Below are 497 nucleotides of genomic sequence, written 5' to 3'. Positions count from 1 at the left end.
ATTATCCACGTTTTTATCGACAATCATTAGACAAATTAGCAAAAGAACAACGCATCCTATCTCGTAGAAAGAAAGGTTCTGCACGTTGGGAAAAACAACGTTTGAAAGTGGCTGCACTACAAGAAAAAACAGCCAATCAACGTAAGAACTTTCTACACCATCAATCAAAAGAATTAGCAACAACCTATGACGCTGTTATCATCGAGGACTTGGACATGAAAGGAATGTCTCAAGCCCTTCACTTTGGTAAAAGCGTTCACGACAATGGTTGGGGCATGTTCACTACATTCTTATCGTACAAGCTAAAAGAACAAGGGAAACAGCTTGTGAAAATTGATAAATGGTTCCCTTCGACTAAAAAATGTTCTTGTTGTGGTGCAGAAAAACCTATGAAGCTATCTGAACGTACTTACCGTTGTTCATGTGGGTATGTGGCATATCGTGACTATAATTCAGCCATCAATATCAAAAATGAAGGCATTCGCCTATTGGCATTA

General features: G+C 38.6%; 1 protein-coding gene. It reads left to right on the top strand.

Translation table 11 applies throughout. The features are described 5' to 3' along the window. Positions 1-497 (top strand): RNA-guided endonuclease InsQ/TnpB family protein (locus DDE80_RS14690; protein WP_153060939.1); only part of this gene is annotated, 497 nt, incomplete at both ends.

Origin of the sequence: Metalysinibacillus jejuensis (assembly GCF_003057615.1) — a bacterium.
GTDB classification, from domain to species: domain Bacteria; phylum Bacillota; class Bacilli; order Bacillales_A; family Planococcaceae; genus Metalysinibacillus; species Metalysinibacillus jejuensis.
This window is presented reverse-complemented; position numbering and strand designations above follow the sequence as displayed.